The sequence below is a fragment of the Bradyrhizobium liaoningense genome (assembly GCF_018130955.1).
Taxonomy (GTDB): Bacteria; Pseudomonadota; Alphaproteobacteria; order Rhizobiales; family Xanthobacteraceae; genus Bradyrhizobium; species Bradyrhizobium liaoningense_C.
Genome location: NZ_JAFCJM010000018.1, coordinates 73,898 through 89,675, shown reverse-complemented (window position 1 = coordinate 89,675; position 15,778 = coordinate 73,898). Strand labels below are relative to the sequence as shown.

General features: G+C 63.6%; 16 protein-coding genes. All 16 read right to left on the bottom strand.

The window, feature by feature from the left end; translation table 11 throughout:
* Positions 1–2: 2 nt before the first annotated feature.
* Positions 3–1,439, bottom strand: a complete 1,437-nt coding sequence (gene nuoN, locus JQ632_RS17530; protein WP_212403808.1) for an NADH-quinone oxidoreductase subunit NuoN — start codon at positions 1,437–1,439, stop codon at positions 3–5.
* Positions 1,440–1,463: 24 nt separating this feature from the next.
* A complete protein-coding gene (locus tag JQ632_RS17525; protein WP_212403807.1) occupies positions 1,464–2,972 on the bottom strand; it encodes an NADH-quinone oxidoreductase subunit M in 1,509 nt (502 codons plus the stop codon).
* Positions 2,973–5,048: an NADH-quinone oxidoreductase subunit L gene (gene nuoL, locus JQ632_RS17520; RefSeq protein ID WP_212403806.1), complete on the bottom strand. Its 2,076-nt coding sequence runs from the start codon at positions 5,046–5,048 to the stop codon at positions 2,973–2,975.
* Positions 5,049–5,056: 8 nt separating this feature from the next.
* Complete coding sequence (nuoK, locus tag JQ632_RS17515; protein WP_008547737.1) at positions 5,057–5,365, bottom strand: NADH-quinone oxidoreductase subunit NuoK; 309 nt, start codon at positions 5,363–5,365, stop codon at positions 5,057–5,059.
* The gene (locus tag JQ632_RS17510) at positions 5,362–6,000 is read right to left on the bottom strand and encodes an NADH-quinone oxidoreductase subunit J (protein ID WP_212403805.1); all 639 of its coding nucleotides are present in this window, start codon (positions 5,998–6,000) and stop codon (positions 5,362–5,364) included. Before JQ632_RS17510 ends, nuoK begins: the two co-directional genes overlap by 4 nt.
* A gap of 137 nt (positions 6,001–6,137) precedes the next feature.
* Positions 6,138–6,626, bottom strand: a complete 489-nt coding sequence (gene nuoI, locus JQ632_RS17505) for an NADH-quinone oxidoreductase subunit NuoI (RefSeq protein WP_212403843.1) — start codon at positions 6,624–6,626, stop codon at positions 6,138–6,140.
* A 14-nt stretch (positions 6,627–6,640) separates the two neighbouring features.
* Entirely contained in the window at positions 6,641–7,708 is a 1,068-nt protein-coding gene (gene nuoH / locus JQ632_RS17500; protein ID WP_212403804.1) for an NADH-quinone oxidoreductase subunit NuoH, read from the bottom strand.
* Positions 7,709–7,718: 10 nt separating this feature from the next.
* Positions 7,719–9,794 carry an NADH-quinone oxidoreductase subunit NuoG gene (gene nuoG, locus JQ632_RS17495; RefSeq protein ID WP_212403803.1) on the bottom strand — a complete coding sequence of 692 codons (2,076 nt, stop codon included), beginning with the start codon at positions 9,792–9,794 and terminating at the stop codon, positions 7,719–7,721.
* A 5-nt stretch (positions 9,795–9,799) separates the two neighbouring features.
* Positions 9,800–11,125, bottom strand: a complete 1,326-nt coding sequence (gene nuoF, locus JQ632_RS17490; RefSeq protein ID WP_212403802.1) for an NADH-quinone oxidoreductase subunit NuoF — start codon at positions 11,123–11,125, stop codon at positions 9,800–9,802.
* Between the two features lie 15 nt (positions 11,126–11,140).
* On the bottom strand, positions 11,141–11,353 hold the full coding sequence (locus JQ632_RS17485; RefSeq protein WP_212403846.1) for a hypothetical protein: 213 nt from the start codon (positions 11,351–11,353) through the stop codon (positions 11,141–11,143).
* Positions 11,353–11,964: an NADH-quinone oxidoreductase subunit NuoE gene (gene nuoE, locus JQ632_RS17480; RefSeq protein ID WP_212403801.1), complete on the bottom strand. Its 612-nt coding sequence runs from the start codon at positions 11,962–11,964 to the stop codon at positions 11,353–11,355. The genes JQ632_RS17485 and nuoE overlap by 1 nt, the downstream gene beginning before the upstream one ends.
* 12 nt (positions 11,965–11,976) lie before the next feature.
* Positions 11,977–12,939, bottom strand: a complete 963-nt coding sequence (locus JQ632_RS17475) for an FkbM family methyltransferase (protein ID WP_212403800.1) — start codon at positions 12,937–12,939, stop codon at positions 11,977–11,979.
* Positions 12,939–14,135, bottom strand: coding sequence for an NADH-quinone oxidoreductase subunit D (locus JQ632_RS17470; RefSeq protein ID WP_212403799.1), 1,197 nt, complete (start codon positions 14,133–14,135; stop codon positions 12,939–12,941). The genes JQ632_RS17475 and JQ632_RS17470 overlap by 1 nt, the downstream gene beginning before the upstream one ends.
* Positions 14,136–14,137: 2 nt before the next feature.
* A complete protein-coding gene (locus tag JQ632_RS17465) occupies positions 14,138–14,752 on the bottom strand; it encodes an NADH-quinone oxidoreductase subunit C (protein ID WP_212403798.1) in 615 nt (204 codons plus the stop codon).
* 11 nt (positions 14,753–14,763) lie between these two features.
* On the bottom strand, positions 14,764–15,354 hold the full coding sequence (locus tag JQ632_RS17460) for a NuoB/complex I 20 kDa subunit family protein (protein ID WP_409363492.1): 591 nt from the start codon (positions 15,352–15,354) through the stop codon (positions 14,764–14,766).
* Positions 15,345–15,710, bottom strand: coding sequence for an NADH-quinone oxidoreductase subunit A (locus tag JQ632_RS17455; RefSeq protein ID WP_091886001.1), 366 nt, complete (start codon positions 15,708–15,710; stop codon positions 15,345–15,347). Before JQ632_RS17455 ends, JQ632_RS17460 begins: the two co-directional genes overlap by 10 nt.
* Between the last annotated feature and the right edge of the window lie 68 nt (positions 15,711–15,778).

Sequence of the window (15,778 nt, the reverse complement as noted above, 5' to 3'; positions counted from 1 at the left end):
CCCTAGAACAGCGATTTTGCCGCCGCGCTCGCCATGCTCACGAGCGGCGCCGGATAGACGAAGAACAGGATGTTGAAGAGGCCGGCGACCGCAAGCACCGTGCGCAGCTCGACCCTGACCGGGTCGAGCTTGGTCAGCGGCTCGTCAAAATACATCGTCTTGACGATGGTGAGATAGTAGTAGGCGCCCACCACGCTGGTCAGCACGCCGATCACGGACAGCGTGAACAGGTTCGCCTTGATGGCCGCGACGAAGACGTACCACTTTGCGAAGAAGCCGGCGAGCGGCGGGACGCCGGCCAGCGAGAACAGCAGCATCGCGAAGAAGAAGGCGATCAGCGGATTGGTGCGCGACAAACCGGCGAAATCGCTGATGTTCTCGACGTTCTTGCCGTCGCGCTTCATGGCGAGGATGATGGCGAAGGAGCCGAGCGTCATCGCCACATAGATCGCGATGTAGACCAGCACGCCCTGCGCGCCCTCGGTGGTGCCGGCGGCAAGGCCGACCAGCGCAAAGCCCATATGACCGATCGAGGAATAGGCCATCAGGCGCTTGATGTTGGTCTGCCCGATCGCCGCAAAGGAGCCGAGCGCCATCGAGGCGATCGCCACAAAGACGATGATCTGCTGCCACTGGCCGAGAATGCCGGGGAACGCGGTCAGCGTCGCACGGGTGAAGACCGCGAGCGCCGCGACCTTGGGCGCGGAGGCGAAGAACGCGGTCACGGGCGTCGGCGCGCCCTCGTAGACGTCCGGCGTCCACATATGGAACGGCACCGCCGAAACCTTGAAGCAGAGGCCGGCGAGCAGGAAGACGAGGCCGAACACCAGGCCGACATTAGCGGTCTTGGCGACCGCCGCGATGCCAGCGAAGCTGACGGTGCCCGTAAAGCCATAGATCAGCGAGGCACCGTAGAGCAGCATGCCGGACGACAGCGCACCAAGCACGAAATATTTCAGGCCGGCCTCGTTGGACTTGACGTTGTCACGATGGCTGGTCGCCACGACGTAGAGCGAGAGCGACATCAGCTCCAGTCCGAGATACAGCGAGATCAAGTCGCCGGCCGAGATCAGCACCATCATGCCGAGCGTCGAGAGCAGCACCAGGATCGAGTACTCGAAAATGCGGCGCGAGGCGTCCGACAGGAACTCCGCGGAGAGGATCAGAGTCACGGCCGAGCCGATCAGCGCCAGGATTTTCAGGAAGCGCGCAAAATCGTCGACAATGAAGCTGCCGCCGAAGGTCACGAGCTTGCCAGCCGGCAACGCCAGCTCCAGCACGCCGGTGAGGACCAGCAGCAGCACCGCGAGCGTGGTCACCGCCTTGGTCGTCTCCTGCCCGCGATAGGCACCCAGCATCAAGAGCGCCATGCTGCCGATCGCGAGCACGAGCTCGGGCAGCACCGGCCCCAGTTGATATCCTGCAGTCTCAAAGCTCATGGCGATATCCTCACCCTGCCGCTGTCATTGCAGCAGTGCGGCAGCTTTTACAGCCGAGACCGCGGTGTTGTAGTTGTTGACGAGTTGCTGGACCGAGGCGGCCGACATGTCGAGCACTGGCTTCGGATAGACGCCGAACAGAATGGTCAGCGCGATCAGCGGGAACAGGGTCAGGCACTCCCGGAAGGTGAGGTCCTTGATGCTCGCCAGCGACGGCTTGACCAGCGTCCCGAACACGACCTTGCGGTAGAGCCACAGCGCGTAGCCGGCAGACAGGATCACGCCGAACGTCGCAGCGAACGCAGTCGGGATCGAGACCTTGAAGGTGCCGAGCAGCGTCATGAATTCACCGACGAAGCCGCTCGTGCCGGGCAGACCGACATTGGCCATAGTGAAAACCATGAACGTCAGCGCGTAGAGCGGCATCCGGTTCACGAGGCCGCCATAGGCCGCGATCTCGCGGGTATGCATGCGGTCGTAAACGATGCCGACGCAGAGGAACAGCGCGCCGGAGACGATGCCGTGCGAGATCATCTGGAACACGCCGCCGGCCACGCCCTGCATGGTGCCGGCGAAAATGCCCATGGTGACGAAGCCCATATGCGCGACTGAGGAGTACGCGATCAGCTTCTTCATGTCCTCCTGCATCAAGGCCACCAGCGAAGTGTAGATGATGGCGATGGTCGAGAGCGTGAAGATCAGCGGCGCGAAGTCATGCGAGGCCAGCGGGAACATCGGCAGCGAGAACCGCAGGAAGCCATAGCCGCCCATCTTCAGCAGGATTGCGGCCAGGATGACCGAGCCCGCCGTCGGCGCCTCGACATGCGCGTCGGGCAGCCAGGTGTGCACCGGCCACATCGGCATCTTCACCGCGAACGAGGCGAAGAACGCCAGCCAGGCCCAGGTCTGCAACGACCGCGGCACGGCGGTGTGCATCAGGGTCGGGATGTCGGTGGTGCCGCCGTTCCAGTAGAGCGCCATGATGGCGAGCAGCATCAGCACCGAGCCGAGCAGCGTGTAGAGGAAGAACTTGAACGACGCATAGACCCGGCGCGGGCCACCCCAGACGCCGATGATCAGGAACATCGGGATCAGGCCGCCTTCGAAGTACAGATAGAACAGCACGAGGTCGAGCGCCGAGAAGGTGCCGACCATCAGCGTTTCCAGGATCAGGAACGCCATCATGTATTCGCGGACGCGGGTCTGGATCGATTTCCAGCTCGCGATGATGCAGAACGGCATCAAGGCGGTGGTCAGGATCACGAAGGGCAGCGAAATGCCGTCCACGCCCATGTGATAGGTGATGCCGGCCGCCAGCCAATTGGTCTTCTCGACGAACTGGAAGTCGGCGACCGTCGGATCGAAGCGCCAGACCAGGAGCAGCGACACCGCGAAGGTGATCAGCGTGGTCCAGAGCGCGATCCAGCGCGAATTACCCTTGGCCGCCTCATCGTCGCCGCGGCTGACATAGACGATCAGCGCGCCGACCAGCGGCAGGAAGGTGGTGACGGAAAGGATGGGCCAGGTTGTCATTTACTGGCCTCCGAAGCCGAACATGAACCAGGTGATCAGGCCGGCGACACCGATCAGCATGGCAAATGCGTAGTGATAGAGATAGCCGGTCTGGATCTTCACGACGTTGCGGGTGACGTCCAGAACGCGCGCCGAGACGCCATCCGGGCCGAACCCGTCGATGATGAAGCCGTCGCCCTTCTTCCAGAGCTGGTAGCCGATCCACTTCGCCGGACGGACGAAGATGACCTCGTAGAGCTCGTCGAAATACCACTTGTTGAGCAGGAACTGGTACAGCCCCGGCTGGGTGGTCGCGAGTTCGACCGGCAGATACGGCCGGCGGATGTAGAACAGGTACGAGATCAGGAAGCCCACCACCATCATCACCGTCGGCAGGAAGGCGATGGCCGGCGAGATGTGGTGCATCTCCTCGATGATGTGCGGGTTCATCTTCACGGACTCGCGGAAGAACTCCTCGATGCCGTGACCGGCGAACAGTTCCTTGAACGGGAAGCCGGCGACGATGGAGCCGACTGCCAGCACGCCGATCGGGATCAGCATCCAGATCGGGCTCTCATGCGCCGCCTCGTAGTGATGCTCATCGTGCGGCTCGCCGTGGAAGGTCTTGAAGATCAGGCGCCAGGAGTAGAACGAGGTCAGGCACGCCGCGATCACGGTCATCAGGAAGCCGTAGAACGCCAGCGGATTGTGCGAGGCGTAGGCGGACTCGATGATCGCGTCCTTGGAGAAGTAGCCGGCCGTCAGCGGGAAGCCGGTCAAGGCCAGCGTGCCGACCACCATCACCGCATAGGTGTAGGGGATCTTCTTCCAGAGACCGCCCATATTGCGGATGTCCTGCTCGTGATGCATCGCGTAGATCACCGAGCCGGAGCCCAAGAACAGCAGCGCCTTGAAGAAGGCATGCGTGAACAGGTGGAACATGCCGACCGAATAGGCCCCCGCCCCCATCGCCACAAACATGTAGCCGAGCTGCGAACAGGTCGAGTAAGCGACGATGCGCTTGATGTCGTTCTGAACGAGGCCGACGGTCGCCGCGAAGAACGCCGTGGTCGCACCGAAGAACATCACGACGGCCTGCGCGTTCGGCGCGAGCTCGAACAGCGGCGACAGGCGCGCCACCATGAAGACACCAGCGGTGACCATGGTCGCGGCGTGGATCAGCGCCGAAACCGGGGTCGGGCCTTCCATGGCGTCCGGCAACCAGGTGTGCAGCAGGAACTGCGCCGACTTGCCCATCGCGCCCATGAACAGCAAGAGACAGGTCAGCGTCAGCGCATCCGCCTGCCAGCCGAGGAAGTTGATGGTCTTGCCGGTGAGGCTGGGGGCGGCATGGAAGATGGTCTCGAAATCGGTCGAGCCCACCAGCGCGAAGATCGCGAAGATGCCGAGTGCGAAGCCGAAATCGCCGACGCGGTTGACGATGAAGGCCTTGATCGCGGCCGCGTTCGCCGACGGCTTTTGATACCAGAAGCCGATCAGCAGATAGCTTGCGAGACCAACGCCTTCCCAGCCGAAGAAGAGCTGCACGAGGTTATCAGCGGTCACCAGCATCAGCATCGCGAAGGTGAACAGGCTGAGATAGCCGAAGAAGCGCGGCCGATACGGATCCTCGTCCATGTAGCCGATGGAGTACATGTGCACGAGCGAGGACACGGTCGTGACCACGACAAGCATCACGGCCGTCAGGGTGTCCACCCGCAACGCCCAGTAGACTTGGAGGTCGCCGGACAGAATCCAGGGCAGCAGCGGAATCCGCGCATCATGATGCATGAAGCCGACATCGACCAGCGTGAACCAGGACAGCGCCGCCGACACGAACAGCAGCCCCGTCGTGATCAATTCGGCCAGGCGCGAGCCGGCAGCCGCCGGCTCGGCCGGACCATGACCGTGATCGTCATGCGCATGGTCATCATGAGCCGCCGCGTGGGCGTCGCCGTGACCATGGGCATCGTCATGCCCGTGTCCGTGATGCTCGACCGTGTCGCCGCTGGGGTTACGGGCATGCGCGCCGAAAATGGCGATCAGGCCGGCCAGAATGGCGCCCAGCAGAGGCAGAAAGACAATTGCCTGAACCATGACTGAGCTCAGCCCTTCATCAGATTGACGTCCTCAACCGCGATCGAGCCGCGGTTGCGGAAATAGACCACCAGGATGGCGAGACCGATCGCGGCTTCGGCGGCTGCAACCGTGAGGACCAGCAACGCGAAAACCTGGCCGACGATGTCGCCGAGGAAGGTCGAGAACGCCACCAGGTTGATGTTGACCGAGAGCAGGATCAGCTCGATCGACATCAGGATGACGATGATGTTCTTGCGGTTGAGGAAGATGCCGAGGATCCCGAGCGTGAACAGGATCGCGCCGACCGCCAGATAATGTCCGAGCCCGATCGTCATTTCACCCACTCCGCCGCGTCAGTATCCGAGAGCCCCTGCCCCGACGCCACCTTGCGCAGCGCCATCGCCATCTCGGGCGTGCGCGCATTCTGCACGTTGATGTCCTGCCGCTTGACGGAAGCCTTGTGCCGCAGCGTCAGCACGATGGCGCCGATCATCGCGACCAGGAGCACCATGCCGGCGAGCTGGAAGTAATGGATATACTTCGTATAGAGCACCAGGCCGAGCGCCTCGGTATTGGAGACGTTGGCCGGGATCGCCGCCGTGATCGTCTTGGCGACACCGGGGTTGATGACCCAGAAGCCGACGGTCAGCAGCAGCTCGAACAGAAAGATGCCGCCGATCACCAGACCAACCGGCAGATATTCGATGAAGCCTTCGCGCAGCTCGACGAAATCGACATCGAGCATCATGATGACGAACAGGAACAGCACCGCGACCGCTCCGACATAGACGACGATCAGGATCATCGCCAGGAACTCGGCGCCGAGCAGCACGAACAGGCCCGAGGCGTTGACGAAGGCCAGGATCAGATACAGCACGGAGTGCACGGGATTGCGCGAGACAATCACCATCACCGCCGAGGCGACGCAGATGCCGGCGAACAGATAGAAGAACAGCGCGGGAAGGATCATCTGGAATTCCCCGTCATTCCGGGGCGCGGGCAAAGCCCGCGAACCCGGAATCTGGAGGTTGTGGCGCGAGATTCCGGGTTCGCGCTTCGCGCGCCCCGGAATGACGTGGTGGTGGCGGGAAGGATCATGCCCTCACCTCACCGGTACGGCGCGTCGAGCTCGATCGCCTTGGCGATCTCGCGTTCCCAGCGGTCGCCGTTGGCGAGCAGCTTGGCCTTGTCATAGTAGAGCTCCTCGCGGGTCTCGGCCGCAAATTCGAAGTTCGGGCCCTCGACGATGGCGTCGACCGGGCAGGCCTCCTGGCAGAGGCCGCAATAGATGCACTTCACCATGTCGATGTCGTAGCGCACGGTGCGGCGGGTGCCGTCGTTGCGGCGCGGACCGGCCTCGATGGTGATGGCCTGCGCGGGGCAGACCGCCTCGCACAGCTTGCAGGCAATGCAGCGCTCTTCGCCGTTCGGATAGCGGCGCAGCGCATGCTCGCCACGGAAGCGCGGCGAGATCGGGCCCTTCTCGAAGGGATAGTTGAGCGTCGGCTTCGGCTGGAAGAAGTAGCGCATGGCGAGGAAGAACGCCGATACGAATTCCGACAGCAGCAGCGAGCGCGCAGTGGCGTTGATGTTGATACCCATGGCAAGCCTCACTTCGGCGCGATGCCGGCGAAATGCAGCACGCCGGCTACCACGATCACCATCGCGAGCGAAATCGGCAGGAACACTTTCCAGCCGAGCCGCATCAGTTGATCGTAGCGGTAGCGCGGCACGATCGCCTTCGCCATCGCGAACAGGAAGAACATGAAGAACAGCTTGAGCGAGAACCAGATGATCCCCGGCACCCAGGTGAAGGGCGGCAGGTTCACCGGCGGCAGCCAGCCGCCTAAGAACAGGATCGTTGCCATCGCGCACATCGTGCAGATCGCGACATACTCGCCGAGCATGAACAGGAGATACGGCGTCGAGCCGTATTCGACCATGAAGCCGGCGACCAGCTCGGACTCGGCCTCGACGAGGTCGAAGGGCGGACGGTTGGTTTCCGCGAGCGCCGAGACGTAGAACACCACGAACATCGGGAACAGCGGCCAGACGTACCAGTTCAAGATGGTGAGCTGCGGCAGGCCGATCAGGCTGGCAAGCCCGCGCGTGTTCTGCGCTTCGACCACCGCGGACAGGTTCAGCGTGCCGGCGCAGAGCAGCACCGTGATGATGACGAAGCCGATCGAGACCTCGTAGGACACCATCTGCGCGGCCGAGCGAAGCGCGGCCAAGAACGGATATTTCGAGTTCGACGACCAGCCGGCCATGATGATGCCGTAGATCGACAGCGACGAGATCGCGAAGATGTAGAGGATGCCGACATTGATGTCGGAGATCACCCAGCCGAGATTGGTCGGGATCACCGCCCAGGCCGCAAGGGCCAGCACGCACGACACCAGTGGCGCGAGCAGGAACACGCCCTTGTTGGCACCGGCCGGAATGATCGGCTCCTTCAGCACGAACTTCAGGAGGTCGGCGAAGGACTGGAACAGGCCCCAGGGACCGACGACGTTCGGGCCGCGCCGGATCTGCACCGCGGCCCAGATCTTGCGGTCGGCGAGCAGGATGTAGGCGATCGCGACCAGGAGCACGACGAGCAGCAGGACGCTCTCCGCGACCATGATGATCAGCGGCCAGAGGAACCCGGTCCAGAATGCGCTTTCGAAGAATGCCATCAGATCACGCTCACTCCGCTGCGGTCAGCATCTGCCCGGAGGCAAGCCGCGAACATTCCGCCATCACGGCGGACGCACGCGCGATTGGGTTGGTCAGGTAAAAGTCCTCGATCAGCGGCTTGAACGGCGCCTTTTCCGGCGTGCCGCCCTTGCCTGCGAGCGCATTGACCTGGTCGGCGGAGCCGGCCTCGATCTGATCGAGACGGATCAGGTGCGGCACCGCCTTGAAGACCGCCTGGCGCAGCGCGGCCAGCGAGTCGTAGGGCAGCTTCTTAGCCAGCGCTTCCGACAGCGCGCGGATGATCGCCCAGTCCTCACGGGCCTCGCCCGGCGGGAACGCCGCGCGGCCGGTCATCTGCACCCGCCCTTCCGTGTTGACGTAAATTGCCGACTTCTCGGTGTAGGCGGCTGCCGGCAGGATGACGTCGGCGCGATGCGCGCCGCGGTCGCCATGGGTGCCGATATAGACCACGAAGGTGCCGTCCGGCGCCTTGATCTCGTCGGCGCCGAGCAGGAACAGCAGATCCAGCGTCCCGAACGTCGTCATCTGCGCCGCATTCAGCCCACCGCTTCCCGCGGCAAAGCCGATGTCGAGCGCGCCGACGCGCGAAGCCGTATCCTGAAGCACGCCAAAGCCGTTCCAGCCGTCCTTCACCGCACCGACATCGAGCGCCAGCTTGGCGGCGGCAGCAAGAATGGCCGCACCGTCATGGCGCGAGGTCGCGCCCGCACCCACCAGCACGATCGGATGCTTGGCGTTCTTCAACACGTCCATGAAGGAGTGCTTGCCGGCCGCGAGTTCGCCGAGCGTCTCGGTGCCCGCGCCGATGTGATCGTAATCGTAGGTCAGGTCGGCCTTGGCGCCGATCACGCCGACCTTAAAGCCGCCCGCACGCCAGCGCTTGCGGATGCGCGCGTTGAACACGGCGGCTTCCTTGCGCGGATTGGCGCCGATGATCAGCAATGCATCGGCCTGCTCGAGGCCGACGATGGTCGGGTTGAAGATGTAGGAGGCGCGGCCGAGTTTTGCATCGAAGGCGTCGCCGCCCTGCACGGCCATATTGGTCGAACCGTACTTGGCGAGCAGATCCTTGAGCGCGAACATCTCCTCGACACCGGCGAGATCGCCGGCAATGGCGCCGATCCGCTTGCCGTCCGAGCGACCGGCCTTCGAGGCGATCGCCGCGAAGGCTTCGGTCCAGCTCGCCGGGCGCAGCTTGCCGGCCTCACGGATATAGGGCCGGTCGAGCCGCTGCGTGCGCAGGCCGTCGACGACGTGGCGGGTCTTGTCCGAAATCCACTCCTCGTTCACGGCCTCGTTGATGCGCGGCAGGATGCGCATCACCTCGCGGCCACGCGTGTCGACGCGGATCGCCGAGCCGAGACCGTCCATGACGTCGATCGACTGGGTCTTGCCGAGCTCCCAGGGACGCGCGGCGAAAGCATAAGGCTTCGAGGTCAACGCACCCACCGGGCAGATGTCGACGAGGTTGCCCTGCAATTCGGAGGTCAGCGCGTGCTGGAGATAGGTCGTGATCTCCATGTCCTCGCCGCGGCCCGTCGCGCCCATCTCCGGAGCGCCGGCAACTTCCGCCGAGAAGCGGACGCAGCGCGTGCACTGGATGCAGCGGTTCATCGAGGTCTTGACCAGCGCGCCGAGATACTTGTCTTCGACGGCGCGCTTGTTCTCGGCGAAGCGCGAGGTGTCGACGCCGTAGCCCATCGCCTGGTCCTGCAGGTCGCACTCGCCGCCCTGATCACAGATCGGGCAGTCCAGCGGATGGTTGATGAGCAAAAACTCCATCACGCCTTCGCGCGCCTTCTTCACCATCGGCGAACGCGTGGAGATCTCCGGCGGCTCGCCCTTGGGGCCCGGACGGCAGTCACGCACGCCCCAGGCGCAGCTTGCGACAGGCTTCGGCCCGCCCTTCACCTCGACCAGGCACATCCGGCAATTGCCGGCGATCGACAGCCGCTCGTGGTAGCAGAAGCGCGGAATCTCGGCGCCGGCCGCCTCGCACGCCTGCAGCAGCGTGTACTCCGGCGGGACATCGATCTCTTTGCCGTCGATGATAAGCTTCGTCATTATCCCTACTCCGCCGCCACCATGTGAGCGGGATCGAGGACCCCGGCGTCATCGATGTCAGCCTTGCGCGAATACTGGTCGATGCGCGCTTCGATCTCGTGACGGAAATGCGCGATCAGGCCCTGGATCGGCCAGGCGGCAGCGTCGCCGAGCGCGCAGATGGTGTGGCCTTCGACCTGCTTCGTCACTTCCAGCAGCATGTCGATTTCGCGCTTGTGCGCACGGCCCTCGGCCATGCGGGTGAGCACGCGCCACATCCAGCCGGTGCCCTCGCGGCACGGCGTGCACTGGCCGCAGCTCTCATGCTTGTAGAAATAGGAGATGCGGGCGATGGCGCGGATCAGGTCGGTCGACTTGTCCATCACGATCACGGCCGCGGTGCCGAGGCCCGAGCGGAGCTTGCTCAAGGAGTCGAAGTCCATCGGCGTGTCGATGATCTGCTCGGCCGGCACCATGCGCACCGACGAGCCGCCGGGGATCACGGCCTTGAGGTTGTCCCAGCCGCCGCGGATGCCGCCGCAATGCTTCTCGATCAACTCACGGAACGGAATGCCCATGGCCTCTTCGACGTTGCAGGGACGTTCGACATGGCCGGAGATGCAGAACAGCTTTGTGCCGACATTGTTCGGACGGCCGATGCCGGCGAACCACGCCGCTCCGCGCCGCAAAATGTCGGGCGCCACCGCGATCGACTCGACATTGTTGACGGTGGTCGGGCAGCCGAACAGGCCGACGTTCGCAGGGAACGGCGGCTTCAGCCGCGGCTGGCCCTTCTTGCCTTCGAGGCTTTCGAGCAGCGCCGTCTCCTCGCCGCAGATATAGGCGCCGGCACCGTGCGCGACATAAATGTCGAACGGCCACCCGGTGACGTTGTCCTTGCCGACCAGCTTGGCCTCATAGGCCTGGTCGATCGCGGCCTGCAGGCGCTCGCGCTCGCGGATGAACTCGCCGCGGACATAGATGTAGCAGGCATGCGCATTCATCGCGAAGCTCGCGATCAGGCAGCCCTCGACCAGAAGATGCGGATCATGCCGCATGATCTCGCGATCCTTGCAGGTGCCGGGCTCGGACTCGTCGGCGTTGACGACGAGATAGCTCGGCCGGCCGTCGGTCGATTCCTTCGGCATGAACGACCATTTCAGGCCGGTCGGGAAGCCCGCCCCTCCGCGGCCGCGCAGGCCGGAGGCCTTCATCTCGTTGATGATCCAGTCGCGGCCCTTGTCGATGATGGCCTTGGTGCCATCCCAGGCGCCGCGGCGCCGCGCGCCCTCCAGGCCCCAATCATGGAGGCCGTAGAGGTTCTTGAAGATGCGGTCCTTGTCCTCGAGCATTTCAGTGCTTTCCGATCAACGATTGGCCTGCATGTAGGCAAGCCCGGCGGCGCAGCCGGCGAAGGTCAGCGCCCAGAGCAGACTGGATTCCAGCGACGCACTCAGCGTGTAGCGCTGGAGCAGGAAGATGAACGTGGCGGCCACCACGGCATGCGTGGCGATGAGGCCCCATTTCTTCATGGCGCCGATCCCCTCCATCCCCCGTGTTGATGCCAAAGGCCCGCGCATCAGGTGGTCTCCTTCAGCGTGGTCGGTCCGGTGATCGGCGCCGAGAACTGGCGGCCGTTCTGCGGACCGGGCTTTGGCGGGTTGCCGGCCGCGAAGCCGTCGAGCACCTTGCCGAAGCTTTCCTTGGTCAGGTCCTCATAGGTGTCCTTGCCGATCAGCACCATCGGCGCGTTCACGCAGGCGCCCAGGCATTCCACCTCTTCCCAGCTAAAATTGCCGTCCTTGGAGAGATGGAAGGGCTCGTGATGGATGCGATGCTCGCAGACGTGGATCAGCTCCTCGGCGCCGCGCAGCCGGCATGGCGTGGTGCCGCAGACCTGGACGTGGGCCTTCTTGCCGACGGGGGCAAGCTGGAACATCGTGTAGAAGGTCGCGACCTCGAGCACGCGGATGTAGGGCATGTCGAGCATGTCAGCGATGACGCGAATCGCGGCTTCCGAGACCCAGCCCTCGTTCTGCTCCTGCGCGCGCCAGAGGATCGCGATCACGGCCGAGGCCTGACGTCCCGCCGGATACTTTGCGATCTGCTGTTTTGCGAAGGCAAGATTCTCCTCCGTGAACGCAAAGCTCGCGGGCTGGACTTCCTTCGGTGCTAATCGGCGGACGGACATCGCTTCGTTCTCTCACTGCATGCGGCGCGCGGCTTTCGCATTCAGGGCATCGATCCTGCTCTGCCAGAATGCGCTCGCGGTACCGAAAACGTTGTAGCCGACGTGGGTGGAGACCTTGATGCGATCGAGGATCGACAGCTCGGTCACCGTCTCCAGCCGATTGCTGAGCGGATCGTACACGATCAGCTTCAGCGGGGTTTGTTCGAGGATGTAGCGCGACACCGCATGCGTGCGGTCGCTGCCGTGCTCTTCGCACATGATGACGCTGTCGCCCTCAAGCAGCCGCTTGCCGCCCTTGATGGCCTCGATCTCGACGCCTTCGACGTCGAGCTTGATCAAATATTTGCCGGTGCCTGCGACCTTGCCGTCATCGATGAGGTTATCGAGCGCGATCACGGGCACTTCTTCGCCGCCGGCCGACGGGTCGCCCGCGATGCTGAAGGCCTCGTGCTTGGTGCCCGACAGCCGCGCCGTGCCGCGCGAAGCGCCGATCGCGCATTTCATGCTCTCGAAGCGATTGCCGTTGATTTTGGCGTTGTTCGCAAGCTTTGGATAATTCAGTCCCGACGGCTCGATCGCGATCGCCCTGTGCGCGCCAAAGGGTTTGCTGGAGACCAGCACCGACCAGTAGCCGTAATTGGCGCCGCAATCGATCAGCGTGTAGTCGACGTCGGCGGAATCGGCGAACAGTAGCTCCAGCTCGTCTTCGTAGTTGTAGGAGCGGTTGAGCAGCTTGCTCCAGTAGCCGTCACCATAGGGGAATTCGAACACGGCGTCCGGATTGAGCTTGATCGCGATGTTGCGCTCGGGAAGCGTTTTCCGCAGTAGGTTCGCGCAGGCGATGTAGCCCATATGCGAGAAGTGCGACGAGATCTTCGATCCCGTCACCAGCGCCAAGGCAGCCGTCCGTTCCCACAGGTTGGCTCCTTCCAGAGCCCCCGAGGCACGGTCAAACTGGATTGGCGCCTGCGCCATCACCGATCGACCTCTCCGAACACGATGTCGAGCGAACCAAGAATGGCCGAGACGTCGGCGAGCAGATGGCCCCTGCAGATGTGGTCCATCGCCTGGAGATGGGCAAAGCCCGGCGCGCGGATCTTGCACTTGTAGGGCTTGTTGGTGCCGTCAGCGACGAGATAGACGCCGAACTCGCCCTTCGGCGCCTCGACCGCGGCATAGACCTCGCCGGCCGGCACACGGACGCCTTCGGTGTAGAGCTTGAAGTGATGGATCAGCGCTTCCATCGACCGCTTCATCTCGCCGCGGCGCGGCGGCGCGATCTTGTTGTCGTCAACGACGATGGGTCCCTTCCCGTCAGCTGCGTTCAGCTTCTGGATGCACTGCTTCATGATGCGTACCGACTGGCGCATCTCTTCCATGCGGATCAGGTAGCGGTCGTAGCAGTCGCCGTTCTTGCCGATCGGAATGTCGAACTCCATCTCGGCGTAGCATTCATAGGGCTGCGACTTGCGCAGGTCCCAGGCCGCGCCCGAGCCGCGCACCATCACGCCGGAGAACCCCCACTCCCAGGCTTCCTTCAACGGCACCACGCCGATATCGACGTTACGCTGCTTGAAGATGCGGTTCGCGGTCAGCAGCCGGTCGAGGTCGTCGACGACCTTGAGGAACGGATCGCACCAGGTTTCGATGTCGTCGATCAGCTTCTGCGGCAGGTCCTGGTGCACGCCGCCGATGCGGAAATAGGCTGCGTGCATGCGGCTGCCCGAGGCACGCTCGTAGAACACCATCAGCTTTTCGCGCTCTTCAAAGCCCCACAGCGGCGGGGTCAGCGCGCCGACGTCCATCGCCTGCGTGGTGACGTTGAGAAGGTGCGACAGGATGCGGCCGATCTCGCAATAGAGCACGCGGATCAACTGGCCGCGCCGCGGCACCTCGATGCCGAGCAGCTTTTCGGCCGCGAGGCAGAAGGCGTGCTCCTGGTTCATCGGCGCGACGTAGTCGAGCCGGTCGAAATAGGGAATCGCCTGCAGATAGGTCTTCTGCTCGATCAGTTTTTCGGTGCCGCGGTGAAGCAGGCCGATATGGGGATCGACACGCGCGACCACCTCGCCGTCCAGCTCCAGCACCAGGCGCAGCACGCCGTGCGCCGCCGGATGCTGCGGCCCGAAATTGATCGTAAAGTTGCGGAGATTCTCGGGTTGCTCGTTCATGATCAGACCTTCGGCCCCGCTTTTTCATCGCCCGGGAGCACCGGATAGTCGGCCCCCTCCCAAGGAGACAAAAAGTCGAACTTGCGGAATTCCTGGTTGAGCCGGACGGGCTCGTACACCACCCGCTTCTCCTGGTCGTCGTAGCGCACCTCGACGAAACCGGTGGTCGGAAAGTCCTTGCGCAGCGGATGCCCCTCAAAGCCGTAATCGGTGAGGATGCGGCGCATGTCGGGATGGCCGACGAAGATCACGCCATAGAGGTCGTAGGTCTCGCGCTCGAACCAGTCCGCGCCCGGAAACACCTCGATCAGCGACGGCACCTGCGTGGTCTCGTCGGCCTGAGCCTTCAGCCGGATCCGCGTGTTCAGGGTCGGCGACATCAGATGATAGATGACGTCGAAGCGCTTCTCGCGCGACGGGTAGTCCACCGCGGTCACGTCGGTGAAGTTGACGAAGCGGCAGTTCGGATCGTCGCGCAGGTATTTTACCACCTCGACGACCTTACCGGCCTCAATGTCGACCGTGAGCTGGTTGAATGCCACAGTGTGACCGGTCGCCGCGCCCGGAAGCGCGCTCACGATCGTCTGCCCCAAGGCGTCGAGCTTGCCGTCGTCCATGACGTAAAACCTTAGCGTTCGATGGTGCCGGTGCGCCGGATCTTCTTCTGCAGCAGCAGCACGCCGTAGAGCAGCGCTTCCGCCGTGGGCGGGCAGCCCGGCACGTAAATGTCGATCGGCACGATGCGGTCGCAGCCGCGCACGACCGAGTAGGAATAGTGGTAGTAGCCGCCGCCATTGGCACAGGAGCCCATCGAGATGACGTAGCGCGGCTCAGGCATCTGGTCGTAGACCTTGCGCAAAGCCGGCGCCATCTTGTTGGTCAGGGTACCCGCGACGATCATCACGTCGGACTGCCGGGGCGAGGCGCGCGGGGCGAAGCCGAAGCGCTCGACGTCGTAGCGCGGCATCGAGACCTGCATCATCTCGACCGCACAGCAGGCGAGACCGAAGGTCATCCACATCAGCGAGCCGGTACGCGCCCAGGTGATGAGGTCGTCGGCCGCGGCGACGAAGAAGCCCTTGTCGGAGAGCTCGGAATTGACCTCGAGGAAGAACGGGTCATTGGCGCCGACGGGCTTGCCGGTCGCGGGGTCGAGGATGCCTTTCGGGGCCGGTGTCACCAGCGGACCGGTGGACTGCGTGGCAGGGTTCAATCCCATTCGAGCGCGCCTTTCTTCCATTCATAGGCAAACCCCACCGTCAGCACGGCGAGGAACACCACCATGGACCAGAAGCCGGTCGCACCGAGCTTGCCGAACGCCACCGCCCAGGGGAACAGGAACGCCACTTCGAGGTCGAAGATGATGAAGAGGATGGCGACGAGGTAGAAGCGGACGTCGAACTTCATCCGGGCGTCGTCGAAGGCGTTGAAACCGCACTCATACGCCGACAGTTTTTCCGGGTCCGGCTGCTGGAACGCCACGATGAACGGGGCGATCAGCAGCACCAGGCCGATCAGGCCTGCGACCCCTATGAAGACGACAAGTGGCAGATAGTTCTCAAGAATGCCGCTCATTGGCGAGCCCTTTTTCCCGCAGCCTCGGGAGCCACGGATTCGTCCGATTTGGAATTATTCTGAGCCTT